Here is a 14,282-nt window from a genome sequence, read left to right as displayed (position 1 = left end):
AAAATGGGGTACATTTTCATGCACCCCATCAGTTTAGGATTTGTTTTTCAGATGCTGCAGAAGGCGTCGACGTTTACGCTGCTGGTGTGGTGACAGCGTGTTTTTCTTGCCTTCATACGGGTTCTCACCCTCTTTAAACTGGATGCGGATAGGCGTTCCCATCACTTTCAATGAACGGCGGAAATAGTTCATCAGATAGCGTTTGTAGGAGTCAGCCAGATCTTTCACCTGGTTACCGTGGATAACCACGATCGGCGGGTTATACCCCCCGGCATGAGCATATTTCAGCTTCACACGACGGCCATTGACCAGCGGTGGCTGATGATCGTCCGCCGCCATCTGCATGATACGGGTCAGCATGGAAGTGCTCACTCGCGTGGTCGCGCAGGTGTAGGCTTCGATCACTGACTCAAACAGATTGCCAACGCCGCTGCCGTGCAGGGCCGAGATAAAGTGGATTCGGGCGAAGTCGACAAAACCAAGGCGCAGATCCAGCTGGTCTTTCACCTGTGCACGCGCATCTTCACTCATGCCATCCCATTTGTTCACCACAATCAGCAGTGAGCGCCCACTATTGAGGATGAACCCCAGCAGTGAAAGGTCCTGATCGGAAATGCCGTCGCGGGCATCAATCACCAGCATCACGACGTTCGCGTCTTCAATCGCTTTCAGGGTTTTGATGACGGAGAATTTCTCAACGGTTTCAGTAACTTTACCGCGCTTACGCACGCCGGCAGTATCGATCAGAACGTATTCACGCTCGTCACGCACCATCGGGATATAAATACTGTCACGGGTGGTCCCCGGCATGTCGTAAACCACGACACGCTCTTCCCCCAGAATACGGTTAGTCAGTGTGGACTTACCTACGTTAGGACGCCCGACAATAGCCAGTTTGATTGGCAGGGACTGCGGATCAAAGTCGTCTTCTTCGTCTTCCGGGATTTCATCACCGGTCGCTTCTTGTTCTGCCCAGTAAGCGGCGTTAGCCTCTTCTTCAGTCAGTTCGACTTCTTCCGGCTTTTCACCGACAAACGGGATCAGCACGTGTTCAATCAGCTGCGCCACACCACGGCCATGAGAAGCCGCGATCGGGTAGACTTCGCCTAAACCCAGTGAGTAGAAATCGCCGACGGCGCTGTCCGGATCAATACCGTCGGTTTTGTTCGCGACCAGGAAAGTGGATTTTTCACGGCTGCGAAGATGTTGGGCAATGCCCTGATCGGCAGGCATCAGGCCCGCGCGCGCATCGACCATGAAAAGCACGATGTCCGCTTCTTCGATTGCCAGCAATGACTGGCCAGCCATGCGGGTTTCAACGCCATCTTCGGTACCGTCAATACCGCCGGTATCCACGATGATGAATTCATTACCCTCAATCTCAGCACGACCATACTTGCGGTCACGCGTTAGCCCCGGGAAATCCGCAACCAGCGCGTCGCGCGTCTTGGTCAAACGGTTAAATAAAGTGGATTTACCCACATTCGGGCGCCCAACAAGCGCAACGACAGGTATCATTTTGAAGCCTCAGTTTTTTTATTTATAGCTAAACGCAAATAGCCTGCAGCCCTTCACTTCTGGACAAACAGCTATAATTCAATTTGTTACAGCGCAATCTGTTCGAAAAATTGCACGGTTTTCAGAATACGAAACGGCCCCTGAGCAATTCAGGAGCCGTTTTTAAGCCCGCGATCAAACGATCTCAGGGCCAGACGCCGGGCGCGATATTAGCGGGTGAAGGAGTAAACTTCGCCACCTTTCGCCTGCACGACCAGCTTGTCACTTGCCACAATCGGCGCACTCAGGAAGCCATCGCTGTCGACTTTCTGCTGAGCAACGAAACGACCGTCTGTGGTATTGATCCAGTGCAGGTAACCTTCGGAATCACCCACCACGATATACCCATTATACAGCACTGGCGCGGTGAGATTACGGTGCAACAGATCACTTTGACGCCACAGGCTAACGCCGCCTTGCGTATCAAGCGCCATCACGCGGTCATCCTGATCGACCATGTAGATACGGCCGCTGTCGACGATGATGTCATTGACGGAACCCACATCACGTTTCCACATGACCTGACCTGAACGCAGATCCATGGCCACCAGATTACCGTTGTAAGCCAGCGCATAAACGACGCCATCAACGATGACCGGCGTAGTATCCACGTCACTCAGACGATCGATTTCAGTCGTCCCGGTGGTTTGTGAAATACGTTGCTGCCAGATCAACTGACCTTCTTTCATCAGCACTGCGCTGACACGGCCGTTATCACCGCCGACAATCGCTGCGCCAAACGCCACTGCCGGGGCTGACTCGCCGCGCAGGGACAGGGTTGGCATATCGAGGTTAGCAGTCCACTGCACGGTACCGTCAGATTCGCTCAGCCCCTGCAACATCCCGTTGCCGGTATGAACCAGCACTAAGCCATCGCTGACCACAGGCCGGGACAGTGCTTCGCCCGCCACTTTGGTCTGCCATGCCACTGTACCGTCTTCGGTATTCAGCGCATAAACAACCGCTTTTTCACTGCCGACATACACATGGCCGCCAGAAACAGTCAGACCGCCGGACAGTTGTGCTGAACGGTTGCTGGAGAAGAAACCTGTTTTTTCAGACAGATTAACACTCCACTTTTCCTTACCGCTGTCAGCATCCAGTGCTTTCACGATGCCAAAACGATCGGCTGCGTAAATGGTGCTGTCCTGCCAGGCCGGACGCAGGTGGGAGTAGAAATCGCCTACGCCGTCGCCTACGGATTTGCTCCAGACCTGAGTCGGAGTAAATTGATTTTCAACTTTTGGCAGCGGGGACATTTTGACAACATCTTCTTCGCTGTTAAACAATGAACAGCCACTCAGCAGGGCAACAGAAACCCATCCTACCAAGAGTGTTTTACGCAATTGCATCGGGGTTCCCCTTAGCTGGCTAAGTTGTTCAATTTCATACGCAGCATCGTTTGCAGCGTTTGAGAGGGTTTAGATTCCAGACCTTTGCTAAAGGCTTCACGAGCCCCTTTCGCATCGCCTTTTGCGAGCAGAACATCACCGCGGATGCCTTGCTGCATTGCTGTCCAGCCTTCACCCTTCACGCCATCTAACGTTTTGAGTGCATCATCAAATTTGCCTTGCTGCATCTGGACACGTGCCAGACGTAAGTTCACCAGCGAGCGTAAATTGTCTTCTTTGGCCTGACTTTGCCCCTGAAGAAGCTGCTTCTCAGCATTCGCGAAATCTTTGATTTCGACAAAGTGATCGGCCAGTTGCAGAGCGGCAAACACACCGTAGTTATTGTCATTGCTCTGACCAAACTTTTCCAGCTCAGCCACGCCTTGCGGATTTTTGCTGGTCAGCGCCTGATTTGCTTTCTGGAAAGACGCAGAAGCTTCCGTCAAAGCGGAATCCTGATGGCTCTGCCAGACACGCCAGCCGCCCAGGGCGACAATACCCAGAACAACGCCGATGGCCAGCGCTTTACCGTTCTCGGCAAAGAAGCGACGTACAGCATCAACCTGTTCATTCTCAGTGGTATAGACTTCCACAGTGTCCTTCTCCTTAACCCAACATCGAGGCCAGACGCACAGCAACATCACTCTGCGTCAGCGTTTCTTGCGTTCCAGTCTGCAGGTCTTTGATCACAACCTGCTGGTTAGCGACTTCATCTTCGCCTAATACCAGGGCAACTCGCGCACCCCATTTATCTGCACGGGCGAATTGCTTCTTAAAGTTTCCGCCACCGTAGTTAGTCATCACTTTCAGCTCCGGCAGCGCATCACGCAGTGTCTCAGCCAGTTTAATGGCTGCACCTTGCGTCCCTGCTCCCGAAGAAATGACGTAAGCATCTACCGTCGCAGGGGCTTTGAAGTCCGGGTTTACGGCCTGAACCAGTAACACCAGACGCTCCAGACCCATCGCAAAACCGACAGCAGGGGTTGCACGGCCCCCTAATTGTTCAACCAGCCCGTCGTAACGGCCACCGGCACAAACAGTACCTTGTGCGCCAAGGCTGCTGGTTACCCATTCGAACACGGTGCGGTTGTAATAATCCAGACCGCGCACAAGTCGCTGATTAACCGTATATGGGATACCAGACTGCTCTAAAAGTTCACACAGACCTGCAAAGTGTTCTCTTGATTCTTCATCAAGATAGTCACCCAGTTGCGGAGCATCATTCAATAATGCCTGGACATCCGGATTTTTGGAGTCCAGAACGCGCAACGGGTTGCTGTACATGCGACGTTTGCAGTCTTCATCCAGCTTGTCTTTATGCTGCTCCAGGAAAGCCACCAGCGCATCACGATAGCTGGCGCGGGCTTCCAGTGAACCGATTGAATTCAGTTCAAGCGTCACGTGTTCAGAAATGCCCAGCGCACGCCACCAGCGCGCACTCAGCAGGATCAGCTCCGCGTCGATGTCCGGGCCCTGCAGGCCAAAGACTTCCACACCTAACTGATTAAACTGACGATAGCGGCCTTTTTGCGGGCGCTCGTAGCGGAACATCGGGCCGATGTACCACAGACGTTGTTCCTGATTGTACAGCAGACCATGTTCGATACCGGCGCGCACACAGCCCGCCGTACCTTCAGGGCGCAGCGTCAGGCTTTCACCGTTGCGATCCTCAAAGGTATACATTTCTTTTTCCACGACATCGGTCACTTCGCCGATCGCGCGTTTAAACAATGGGGTCTGCTCTACAATCGGCATACGGATTTCGCTGTAGCCGTAACCACTGAGTACCTGTTTCAAAGTACCTTCGATACGCTGCCACAGCGCAGTGTCTTCCGGCAGGTAGTCGTTCATGCCGCGAATGGCCTGGATATTCTTTGCCACGTCAGTTCTCTATCGTTTTATAAAAAATGAACCCGATTATAGGGGGTTTGTGTCCTGCGGTTCAACGCACAACGCCGTCACCCCTGTCGGGTTCAATATAATGCAGATGTACTCTGACACCCGCAACCGATGTTACTTTTCAAGATGATTGATAACGATACGTTTACTCTCATCCATAATCGCCGCTTTAGCACGGATCTTCGCTTCTAACTGGTCGATCATCTGTTCGTTGTCAAAACGATCTCTCTGACGTACGCCGTCTTCATAGAAGCCGCTTTTATTATGGCCTCCGGTGACGCCGATCGTGGACACCAGCGCTTCGCCCGGCCCATTCACCACACAACCAATGATGGAAACATCCATCGGGGTGATCAGATCTTCCAGACGCTGCTCTAACGCGTTAACCGTACCGATGACATCAAATTCCTGACGCGAGCAGGTCGGACAGGCAATAAAGTTGATGCCACGCGAGCGAATGCGAAGTGACTTCAGAATATCAAAGCCTACCTTCACTTCTTCGACAGGGTCGGCGGCCAGCGAGATGCGCAGCGTATCGCCGATACCTTCAGACAGCAAAAGACCGAGGCCGATGGCCGATTTCACGGAACCGGCGCGTAAACCGCCCGCTTCAGTGATGCCAAGATGCAAAGGCTGATCGATACGCTTCGCCAGCAGACGATAAGACTCAACGGCAAGAAACACGTCTGAGGCTTTAACGCTCACTTTGAACTGATCAAAGTTGAGGCGATCGAGAATATCAACATGGCGCATCGCCGATTCCAGCAGCGCTTCCGGCGTAGGTTCGCCGAATTTTTCCTGGATATCTTTCTCCAGAGAGCCGCCATTCACGCCGATACGAATAGGAATATTGTAATGACGGGCGCAATCCACTACCGAGCGAATGCGGGATTCATTACCAATGTTACCTGGATTAATACGCAGGCAATCAACGCCGTATTCGGCTACTTTGAGCGCGATACGGTAATCAAAATGGATGTCAGCGACCAGCGGGACATTAACCTGCTGCTTGATGAGCTTGAACGCCTCAGCGGCATCCATGGTAGGCACGGAAACGCGAACAATATCGACACCGACACGTTCCAGCGATTTGATCTGCGCGACCGTCGCCGCGACATCTGTGGTGCGGGTGTTGGTCATCGATTGCACAGCAATCGGTGCTCCGTCACCTACAGGCACCTTGCCGACATAAATCCGGGTTGATTTGCGACGGGTAATGGGTGCTTGGTTATGCATTACTTCACTCTCCATCGTTGCAATCGTCCGACAAGCTGCCGATTACTCGGCAGCGATAGTCAGGCGCGCAACACGGCTTGATTTTACGAAACGACTTAAATCAACCGGCTTGCCCTGGAATTGAATATCCACTGCACCCGGTGCACCGATTTTCAGCTTATAAGGTGCAGTTCCCTTCACGCTCAGGGTTTCGCCGCCTTTTTTGATGCCGCTGAACAGGGTCTTACCTGACGCGTCATCGATCTGTAACCAGCAGTCAGCTTTGAATGTCAAAGCGACAGCTTGTGGATCCGCACCTGCCGCAGCAGTTTGTGCATCACCGGTTGGCAGACCATTCTCAGCCATGGCTGGCTGGCTGGTGGATACTGCAGCAGGTGCTTGTGCTGCAGGCGTTCCGGCGGTGGCCGGTGCGCTGCTATCCGTTGGCGTTGACGTGGTGTTCAACGGAATTGAGTTCTGTGCCTGTGGTGCCCCGGCCGCTGCGTCAGGCGCAGAAGAGGAATCTTCTGTCGTCGGTGCAGAATTGGCGTTGTCACCACCGCCCAGAGGAATAGTTTGCCCCTGGCCGTTATCCTGATTCAGTTGAGCCGTTGACTGATCGGCCATTGTCGCGATTTCTTCCTGCTGCGCCTGATGGTTTTGCCACCACCATGCACCGGTCAGGCCAATCACAACAAACACGATCAACCAGGTAAAGCCCATCAGCCAGCCATCGCGTTTTTTACGAGACTTGCCGAGAGAAAAACCCTGCATTGAAGCGACTTTCGGCACTTTGATGGGGGCTTGCTTACCGATCAGATCTAACAGTTCTTCTTCCGGGATATGAACCAGTTTGGCGTAAGAACGAAGATAGCCACGCAGGAAAGTCGGAGCGAGATCGCCCGGCGTCGTTTCTTCTTCGATTTGGCGAATCGTTGAGACTTTCAGACACAGGCGTTCTGCAACGGCCTGATGGCTTAGCCCTAACTCTTCACGTGCCTGACACAGGCGTTGGCCTGCGGTCAGTTTAACTTTATTTTCTTGGGAGGCTTCAGTATTCATTAGCTAAGAACTGCTGGTACTGTTGGGATTGTGGATAACTACGCGCAAGCTGCTTACCGTAGCGTTGAACGCTGTCCGGATTGCCCGCTAACGCAGCGAATCGAATTTGTAACATAATGCTGTCAGCCGTGGCTGGCAGAACATGCTGGTATACATCCAGTAGAAGTTTTGCCTGAGCGCGATTCCCTTCTCCAAATTCTTTGGTTGCCTCTGTCAGCAAGGGTGCGCCTTTATCGGGATCGATTTTTAATGCCCGGCTCAGTAACACTCGCGCTTCCTCATTCTGATTTGCCTTCAGAAAACAGTAGCCTGCATTTTCGAGACTGTCAGCAACCTGACCGTAATCAGGCGCATTAGCTGCGGCGCTAAACTGCTGTTGTGCCGGTACATACTGCCCTAAACTACACAAAAACGCACCGTAATTATTCAACACGGTCCCATTTTGCGGTGCCAGCTTCAGCGCTTGCTGGTAGCGACTTTGCGCAGCTTTTTGATCGCCGGTTTTTTGCTCGTAAAGCGCCATGCCCAGCTGAGTGCGATAATCGTCAGGCGCGCTGTCCGCGGCTATCTGCAAATTCTGTTTCGCCGCATCCATATTTCCCTGGGAAAGATACGCCATTCCCAGTTCAAGACGCGTCTGTGAGGCTCCGGTAGCTGACTGCGTCTCCTTCGGAGAGCTTGAGCACCCGGCGAGCAAAGAAGCGGCTAAACCCGCCGCCATCAGCACCTTCACACTGCCTTGCATTGTCATGCTTAATTCCCTTTATTCTGCCACCGACAATAAACAAACGGGCTGTGAAATGGTATCTGCACAGCCCGAACGCACCTACACACACTTCTGACAACTAAACGGCTTTAACGGAAATCTGCTGCTCAGCGGCCATTTTTTTCTTCAACGTACGCTTGGTACGGTCGATCACATCACCGGCAAGCTGACCACAAGCGGCATCAATATCGTCGCCGCGGGTTTTACGCACAATGACGGTAAAACCGTATTCCATCAGCACTTTAGAGAAGCGATCGATGCGGCTGTTTGAGCTGCGGCCATACGGCGCGCCAGGGAACGGGTTCCACGGAATGAGGTTGATTTTGCACGGCGTATTTTTCAAACGCTCAGCCAGCTCATGCGCATGCTCAGTACCGTCGTTAATGTGGTCAAGCATCACGTATTCGATGGTTACACGGCCCTGGTTAGCATTGGATTTGCTGATATAGCGTTCAACAGCGGCCAGGAACGTATCGATGTTGTACTTGCGGTTAATTGGCACGATCTCGTCGCGGATAGTGTCATTTGGCGCATGCAGGGAGATGGCCAGCGCAACGTCAATCATGTCGCCCAGCTTATCCAGCGCAGGAACCACACCGGACGTAGACAAGGTCACGCGGCGTTTAGACAGACCAAAACCGAAGTCATCCAGCATGATTTCCATGGCCGGCACCACGTTATTCAGATTCAGCAAGGGTTCGCCCATTCCCATCATCACTACGTTGGTGATTGGACGGGTACCGGTGACTTTCGCAGCACCGATGATTTTAGCCGCACGCCACACCTGGCCGATGATTTCGGACACACGCAGGTTACGGTTGAAACCCTGCTGAGCGGTAGAACAGAAGGTACATTCCAGCGCGCAGCCAACCTGAGAGGAAACGCAGAGCGTCGCACGATCGCCATCCGGGATATACACAGTTTCGACCAGCTGGCCGCCTACCTGAATCGCCCATTTGATGGTGCCATCGGTAGAACGTTGTTCGGAAGCGACTTCCGGCGCACGGATTTCAGCCACACGCGCCAGTTTGTCACGCAGCGGTTTGTTGATATCGGTCATTTGCTCGAAATCATCGCTGCAATAGTGATACATCCACTTCATGACCTGATCAGCACGGAACGGTTTCTCGCCCATGTTGATAAAGAACTCACGCATTTGTTTGCGGTTGAGGTCAAGAAGGTTAATTTTTGCGGCAGCAGGAGCAACAGTTTTCACTTCCTCTGCAGAGATTGGGAAGGTTTCAGACACGTTTTGCTCGGGAGTTGTAGATTCTAACATAATGAAATATGGCCTCGTTGTTACACGTTATGGCGCCAGGGAAGTGCAGAGCCTGACCTTTTGCTGCCTGTCAGCGGCATTCAGATGGCCTGCAATAAATTGCGCCCCGAAGAGGCTGGCTCATTCGGGGCGCAACATTGTACAAATTTTAGGGCAGAGTTGCCATGTTTGGAAGGTGACCAGGGCAAATTCTTGTGAATATGCGGCGCATCTTCCAATCAGGCTTCGCCCAAAATCTTAACGCGGGCAGATTTCGCTTTCGTCGAAGAAGTAAGCGATTTCGCGTTGTGCAGATTCTACAGCATCAGAACCGTGAACAGCGTTAGCGGTGAAGCTGTCAGCAAAGTCTGCACGCAGAGTACCGGCCAGTGCATTTTCCGGGTTAGTTGCACCCATGATGTCACGGTTACGCTGAACTGCGTTTTCGCCTTCCAGAACCTGAACCATGATCGGGCCAGAGGTCATGAACTCAACCAGACCGTCGAAGAACGGACGACCTTTGTGCTCAGCGTAGAAGCCTTCAGCCTGCTCTTTGGTCAGTTTCAGCATTTTAGAAGCAATGATGGTGAAACCTGCACGTTCGAAACGCGCGTAGATTGCGCCGATGTCATTGTTTGCAACGGAGTTTGGCTTAATGATGGAGAAAGTACGTTGGATAGTCATGAAAAACCTCTGGCTGACTTTTATAGGTAGGGCCGGTTAATTTAATGTTATACCTGCCGTAAAATGGCGGTGATTATAGGGAGCGAAGTTAAAATTGCCTACCCGAATCACAACATTTAATTAAAAAAATGCGGCATTGATTCACGATCAAGCACAAACACCCCATTTCCCTTAAACAAAGCAGGGGCAATAAAGAGTTTTGTGCCCCGTTTACCTTATCGTTTTATGCCTGCCCGGACGAAGGAATGATGTTACGCAACCAGCTTCCCCATTTGCGCTGATAGAAAGGCTGGGTGTGGCTGATCAGATAATGGCTGATGCCGCGTTCTTTTTCGCAAACGATACAGAAATCAACCGGACGGTCATCGGGAGACGTTTCGGCAGCCACATTGCCGGCTTCACGGATCAGCGCATCGATTTCCTGTTCATCACCGTCAGCTTCTACACCGATCAGCAGGTTAGGTTGATCATCCACGGTTTTGTCATGGATAAGAGCCATAAACGCCCGGCGCACCGGCTTTTTCTGAGTAAACAGCGTGGTCAGCGCGTCGATCATCGCCGACGGATACTCCTCCGGCTGGCCAATCAGCAGCTGGCTTTCTTTATCCAGTACCAGTTCTGAAGGCGCATTCAACCCGCCGTTGCTCAGCAGCAGCGTCACTTCGCTTGGGTAGAATTCTTTGCCATATTCTGACTTCGGATTCAGAAATAATTCTTCCCCTTGTGTCATTTCAAACAACACACGGGCAGGCAGCGCAACAAACGCCTGCTCATCCGGGCTTTCGCCGGCACTGGCTTTTTCCAGAACGTCTACAGAGGAAAAGAAAGGAATGATTGAGCTGCCGTCCTGCTTTTCCCAGTGCAAAATATTCAGTTCACTGCCAGCGGTGATCGCCACACTGCCCTGCTTTTCAGCGTCATCCTGCCCTGCGTCACCCAGCACAAAAACTGTGGATTCCAGCAGCGTTTGATAGAACGCCGGGCGCCAGGCAGCCGCGGTGACAGACAGGCGGAGCAGGCGCTCGAGCTCGTTTTCACCGTCTGTTGCCGCTGCGCCGGCAGGGAGATGATCGTGTGGGACACTCATGATTCTTGACTCCGGTAATGGTATGAAACGGGGCGCCGTTAAGCGCCCCGTTGTGCTTCTTGCCATGCTGTCTTAATTTATTTGGCTTTTGCTAACAATAAGTTGGCAACGGTCCGCACACCCAGGCCGGTCGCGCCCGCAGACCACTGATCCGCCGCGCTTTTCCGGTAAGTGGCGGAGCAGTCGATGTGCAGCCAGCCTTTCTTATATTCAGTGACGAAATGAGACAGGAAAGCTGCCGCCGTGCTTGCACCCGCGGTATGAGAAGGGCCCGCGATATTATTCAGTTCAGCAAAATTGGACGGCAAATGTGCGCGATGGAACTCCTCCAGCGGCAAACGCCAGAACGGTTCGTGTTCGGCTTTCGCGCTTTCCAGCAGTTCGGCAGCCAGCGCATCGTCAAAGCTGAACAGCGCATGATAATCATTGCCCAGCGCCGTTTTCGCAGCGCCCGTCAGCGTTGCCGCATCAATCAGCAGTTCAGGATTCTGAGCAGATGCGTCGATAAGACCATCCGCCAGAACCAGACGGCCTTCGGCGTCGGTGTTCATGACTTCAACGGTTTTGCCGTTGCGGTAGCGAATAATGTCGCCCAGTTTCAATGCGTTGCCGCTGACCATGTTGTCGGCGCAGCACAGGTACAGTTTCACACGTTTGTTCAGGCCATTGGCCGCAGCCAGTGCCAGAGCGCCGGTCAAGGTGGCTGCGCCGCCCATATCGGCTTTCATCGAGTCCATGGAAGCGCTTGGCTTGAGGCTGTAGCCGCCGGTGTCAAAGGTGATACCTTTGCCGACCAGACAGGCGTAAACCGGTGCTTCAGCATCGCCGCTCGGGTTGTAATCAAGTGCCAGCAATACCGGCGGACGATCAGAACCCCGGCCAACAATGTGCAGCCCCTGATAATTCTGCTGACGCAGATCGTCACCTTTGGTAATGCGGTAGCTGACTTTATCGTTGCCGAATTCGCACATCAGATCCACAGCGCGGGTCGCCAGTTGCTCAGGTGACAACTCTTCCGCCGGAGTATTGATGGTGTTACGTACCCAGTCGATGATTTTCAGGCGTTGTTTCAGTGTAGTGGCGTCATCTTCTGATAATTCAGCCCACTCAACGTTGCGCGCGCCTTTCGGGCCGCGGAAGCCTTGCCAGAACGCCCAGCTGTTTTCGAGATCCCAGCCTTCACCGGCCAGCTTAACGTTTTTAACGCCCTGACCATCGATACGGCGCGCTGCACGTGAGATTGCCGTCAGCGCGTCGCCGCCATTCAAATGAATGGTCATGCCCGCTGAATCGGTACTCAAAGTGGCTTTTTCGCCCCAGCGTGCATCGGCAGGCTGAGTGGAAAGGAAAACGTGCATGGCTTCATTGGTCGTTACTTCGGAACTCATAACAGCACTCCTGATTGTTTTTATCTTCAATGATGACAGGTAAATCGCCCTTTCACGGGGAGGCACTTCATTTCGTATAAACCGGGGGTAACTCACGCAGGCGGGTGACTGATTTCACCACCAGCGCGATGGCATAATCGATTTCTTCTTCGGTTGTCCAGCGTCCCAGCGAGAAGCGGATCGAACCGTGTGCCAGTTCTTCACTCAATCCTATGGCACGTAAAACGTAGGAAGGTTCAAGGCTTGCCGAGGTGCAGGCTGAGCCGGATGAAACGGCAAGATCTTTCAGTGCCATGATCAGAGATTCACCTTCCACGTTGGCAAAACTGACGTTCAGGATATTGGGCGCCGCGTGCTGCACGGAACCATTGAGGTGCACCTGCTCCAGTTTCTGAATACCTTTCCACAACCGGTCGCGCAGTACAGTCAGACGCGCCACTTCAGCGGGCATTTCTTCTTTGGCGATGCGATACGCTTCGCCCATGCCGACAATCTGATGCACCGGTAACGTCCCGGAACGCATACCGCGTTCGTGACCGCCACCGTGGATTTGGGCTTCGATGCGGACTTTCGGTTTACGGCGTACATACAGCGCACCAATGCCTTTTGGCCCGTAAATTTTATGCGCTGAAAACGACATCAGATCCACCGGCAACTCGCTGAGATCGATGGAGATTTTACCCACGCTCTGCGTCGCATCCACGTGAAACACAATACCGCGACTGCGGCACAGTTCGCCGATGGTCGCAATATCCTGAATCACACCGATTTCGTTGTTCACCTGCATCACCGACACCAGAATCGTGTCCGGGCGCAGCGCAGCTTCAATGGCGGCGGCGGTGATAATACCGTCGCTGCGCGGTGCAAGAAAGGTGACGTCAAACCCTTCACTTTCCAGCTGAAGGCAGGTATCAAGCACGGCTTTGTGTTCGGTCTGGCTGGTAATGATGTGTTTGCCTTTTTCACGCTGTGCGTGAGCCGCGCCTTTGATCGCAAGATTGTCTGATTCTGTCGCGCCTGACGTGAAGACAATCTCACGCGGGTCGGCATTAATCAGCTCGGCAATCTGGTTACGCGCCACATCTACCGCCTCCTCCGCCTGCCAGCCAAAGCGGTGCGAGCGGGAAGCCGGATTGCCGAAAGTACCGTCCAGTGTCAGACACTGCATCATTTTCCCGGCCACGCGCGGATCGACCGGCGTCGTGGCTGAGTAATCGAGATAAATAGGTAATTTCATGGCAGGCAAGCTCCGGACTGCGCGTTCGACAGCGAACGAAAGAATTAAAAACGACAACCAGTTTAAAACGGCTTCACGGATTCTTAAAAGGGAAATGACGTTTTGCGGGCACTTATCGGTAAGAATTGGCTTTTGAAAAGCAAAAGCCCGCGGGAATATGCATTTCCGCGGGCTTTTTAAAGCGGTTATCAATGTGGATTAAGCGATCAGGCTCTTAAATTGACATTGATGGTTTCCATCTGGCGGCCGTTAGGCTGACGACGGACTTCACCGTTCTGACGGTCGGCCACTTCCAGGATTTCCTGATTGTTGACCAGTTCAGCCAGCGTAATGTTGTTGAGGAAGCCGCTGATGCGCTCGCTCAGATCACGCCATAAGGTGTGAGTCAGGCAGCGTTCGCCATTCTGGCACCCTTCTTTACCCTGACAACGGGTAGCGTCAACCGATTCGTCGACAGCAGTAATCACTGCGCCCACGGCGATATCAGCTGAATCTTTACCTAACAGATAACCACCGCCGGGACCACGAACACTGGCAACCAGACCGTTTTTACGCAAACGTGAGAACAGCTGTTCCAGATACGAAAGAGAGATGCCCTGGCGCTCAGAAATGTCAGCCAGTGGTACCGGTCCTTCCTGTGAATGCAGCGCTACGTCAAGCATAGCGGTCACGGCATAACGGCCTTTGGATGTCAGTCTCATAGCATGATTACCTGTGTTGAAGAACTTAAAAAGTACA

At 53.0% G+C, this 14,282-nt stretch carries 13 protein-coding genes; all 13 read right to left on the bottom strand.

Annotated elements, in window-relative coordinates; genetic code table 11:
- Positions 1 to 33: 33 nt before the first annotated feature.
- The 13 genes from der to iscR all read right to left on the bottom strand — a co-directional run bounded on the left by der (position 34) and on the right by iscR (position 14,245).
- Positions 34 to 1,518: a ribosome biogenesis GTPase Der gene (gene der / locus ED901_RS23610; RefSeq protein ID WP_122097413.1), complete on the bottom strand. Its 1,485-nt coding sequence runs from the start codon at positions 1,516 to 1,518 to the stop codon at positions 34 to 36.
- Between the two features lie 209 nt (positions 1,519 to 1,727).
- Positions 1,728 to 2,909, bottom strand: coding sequence for an outer membrane protein assembly factor BamB (gene bamB / locus ED901_RS23605; protein WP_056781269.1), 1,182 nt, complete (start codon positions 2,907 to 2,909; stop codon positions 1,728 to 1,730).
- 11 nt (positions 2,910 to 2,920) lie between these two features.
- Positions 2,921 to 3,541 (bottom strand): YfgM family protein, encoded by a 621-nt coding sequence (locus tag ED901_RS23600; protein WP_056781272.1) that lies wholly within the window; start codon positions 3,539 to 3,541, stop codon positions 2,921 to 2,923.
- Positions 3,542 to 3,554: 13 nt separating this feature from the next.
- A complete protein-coding gene (gene hisS / locus ED901_RS23595) occupies positions 3,555 to 4,829 on the bottom strand; it encodes a histidine--tRNA ligase (protein WP_122097412.1) in 1,275 nt (424 codons plus the stop codon).
- Between the two features lie 132 nt (positions 4,830 to 4,961).
- On the bottom strand, positions 4,962 to 6,083 hold the full coding sequence (gene ispG / locus ED901_RS23590) for a flavodoxin-dependent (E)-4-hydroxy-3-methylbut-2-enyl-diphosphate synthase (protein WP_056781278.1): 1,122 nt from the start codon (positions 6,081 to 6,083) through the stop codon (positions 4,962 to 4,964).
- Between the two features lie 42 nt (positions 6,084 to 6,125).
- Positions 6,126 to 7,124, bottom strand: coding sequence for a cytoskeleton protein RodZ (gene rodZ / locus ED901_RS23585; RefSeq protein ID WP_122097411.1), 999 nt, complete (start codon positions 7,122 to 7,124; stop codon positions 6,126 to 6,128).
- The gene (gene pilW / locus ED901_RS23580) at positions 7,114 to 7,845 is read right to left on the bottom strand and encodes a type IV pilus biogenesis/stability protein PilW (RefSeq protein ID WP_205965140.1); all 732 of its coding nucleotides are present in this window, start codon (positions 7,843 to 7,845) and stop codon (positions 7,114 to 7,116) included. Before pilW ends, rodZ begins: the two co-directional genes overlap by 11 nt.
- Before the next feature lie 124 nt (positions 7,846 to 7,969).
- Positions 7,970 to 9,169: a bifunctional tRNA (adenosine(37)-C2)-methyltransferase TrmG/ribosomal RNA large subunit methyltransferase RlmN gene (locus tag ED901_RS23575; RefSeq protein WP_056781288.1), complete on the bottom strand. Its 1,200-nt coding sequence runs from the start codon at positions 9,167 to 9,169 to the stop codon at positions 7,970 to 7,972.
- 237 nt (positions 9,170 to 9,406) lie between these two features.
- Positions 9,407 to 9,832, bottom strand: a complete 426-nt coding sequence (gene ndk, locus ED901_RS23570) for a nucleoside-diphosphate kinase (RefSeq protein WP_056781291.1) — start codon at positions 9,830 to 9,832, stop codon at positions 9,407 to 9,409.
- Positions 9,833 to 10,055: 223 nt separating this feature from the next.
- Entirely contained in the window at positions 10,056 to 10,919 is an 864-nt protein-coding gene (gene sseB / locus ED901_RS23565; protein WP_056781294.1) for an enhanced serine sensitivity protein SseB, read from the bottom strand.
- A 77-nt stretch (positions 10,920 to 10,996) separates the two neighbouring features.
- Complete coding sequence (pepB, locus tag ED901_RS23560) at positions 10,997 to 12,307, bottom strand: aminopeptidase PepB (RefSeq protein ID WP_056781298.1); 1,311 nt, start codon at positions 12,305 to 12,307, stop codon at positions 10,997 to 10,999.
- Between the two features lie 67 nt (positions 12,308 to 12,374).
- A complete protein-coding gene (locus ED901_RS23555; protein WP_122097409.1) occupies positions 12,375 to 13,544 on the bottom strand; it encodes an IscS subfamily cysteine desulfurase in 1,170 nt (389 codons plus the stop codon).
- Positions 13,545 to 13,750: 206 nt separating this feature from the next.
- Positions 13,751 to 14,245 carry a Fe-S cluster assembly transcriptional regulator IscR gene (gene iscR, locus ED901_RS23550; RefSeq protein ID WP_056781306.1) on the bottom strand — a complete coding sequence of 165 codons (495 nt, stop codon included), beginning with the start codon at positions 14,243 to 14,245 and terminating at the stop codon, positions 13,751 to 13,753.
- Positions 14,246 to 14,282: the final 37 nt, after the last annotated feature.

It is taken from the genome of Rahnella sp. Larv3_ips, assembly GCF_003697865.1.
Lineage (GTDB): Bacteria > Pseudomonadota > Gammaproteobacteria > Enterobacterales > Enterobacteriaceae > Rahnella > Rahnella rivi.
This window is presented reverse-complemented; position numbering and strand designations above follow the sequence as displayed.

Coding starts and splice junctions, on each gene's coding strand:
- bamB (WP_056781269.1), bottom strand. CDS start 2,909: ATGCAATTGCGTAAAACACTCTTGGTAGGATGGGTTTCTGTTGCCCTG.
- ED901_RS23575 (WP_056781288.1), bottom strand. CDS start 9,169: ATGTTAGAATCTACAACTCCCGAGCAAAACGTGTCTGAAACCTTCCCA.
- iscR (WP_056781306.1), bottom strand. CDS start 14,245: ATGAGACTGACATCCAAAGGCCGTTATGCCGTGACCGCTATGCTTGAC.
- rodZ (WP_122097411.1), bottom strand. CDS start 7,124: ATGAATACTGAAGCCTCCCAAGAAAATAAAGTTAAACTGACCGCAGGC.
- ispG (WP_056781278.1), bottom strand. CDS start 6,083: ATGCATAACCAAGCACCCATTACCCGTCGCAAATCAACCCGGATTTAT.
- pilW (WP_205965140.1), bottom strand. CDS start 7,845: ATGGCGGCGGGTTTAGCCGCTTCTTTGCTCGCCGGGTGCTCAAGCTCT.
- pepB (WP_056781298.1), bottom strand. CDS start 12,307: ATGAGTTCCGAAGTAACGACCAATGAAGCCATGCACGTTTTCCTTTCC.
- ndk (WP_056781291.1), bottom strand. CDS start 9,832: ATGACTATCCAACGTACTTTCTCCATCATTAAGCCAAACTCCGTTGCA.
- der (WP_122097413.1), bottom strand. CDS start 1,518: ATGATACCTGTCGTTGCGCTTGTTGGGCGCCCGAATGTGGGTAAATCC.
- ED901_RS23555 (WP_122097409.1), bottom strand. CDS start 13,544: ATGAAATTACCTATTTATCTCGATTACTCAGCCACGACGCCGGTCGAT.
- sseB (WP_056781294.1), bottom strand. CDS start 10,919: ATGAGTGTCCCACACGATCATCTCCCTGCCGGCGCAGCGGCAACAGAC.